The sequence below is a fragment of the Streptomyces sp. NRRL S-340 genome, assembly GCF_000720185.1.
Lineage (GTDB): Bacteria > Actinomycetota > Actinomycetes > Streptomycetales > Streptomycetaceae > Streptomyces.
Genome location: NZ_JOIY01000116.1, coordinates 1 through 552 on the forward strand (window position 1 = coordinate 1; position 552 = coordinate 552).

The window sequence follows — 552 nt, forward strand, 5'->3', positions numbered from 1 at the left end:
GAACGCGAGGGCCGCACCATCGCCCCCCTCATCACCCGCCTCAACGACATCCGCCGCCGCCACCGGGCGCTCCACCACCTGCGCAACCTGCACTTCCACCACGCCGACAAGGACGAGGTGATCGTCTACTCCAAGCGCAGCGGGTCGAACACGGTGGTGGTGGTCGCCAACCTCGACCCGCACCACACCCAGGAGGCCACGGTCTCGTTGGACATGCCGCAACTCGGCCTGGAATGGCATGAGTCGGTGCCGGTGCGCGACGAGCTGACCGGCGAGACCTATCACTGGGGCAGGGCCAACTATGTGCGACTCGAACCGGGCCACAGGCCCGCGCACATCCTCACCGTCCTGCGACCGTCCACCCCGCAGATCGGAGGGTCACCCACAACATGATCGTCAACGAGCCCGTCCCGGACACCTTCGAGGACACTCCTGCCAAGGACCGCGACCCGGAGTGGTTCAAACGTGCCGTCTTCTACGAGGTCCTGGTCCGTTCCTTCCAGGACAGCAACGGTGACGGCATCGGCGACCTCAAGGGGCTGACCGCCAAAC

The 552-nt window shown here is 66.3% G+C and carries 1 pseudogene; it reads left to right on the forward strand.

The features are described from left to right. Positions 1-393, forward strand: a pseudogene (locus tag IG64_RS37190) (alpha-1,4-glucan--maltose-1-phosphate maltosyltransferase); the annotation flags it as partial. Between the last annotated feature and the right edge of the window lie 159 nt (positions 394-552).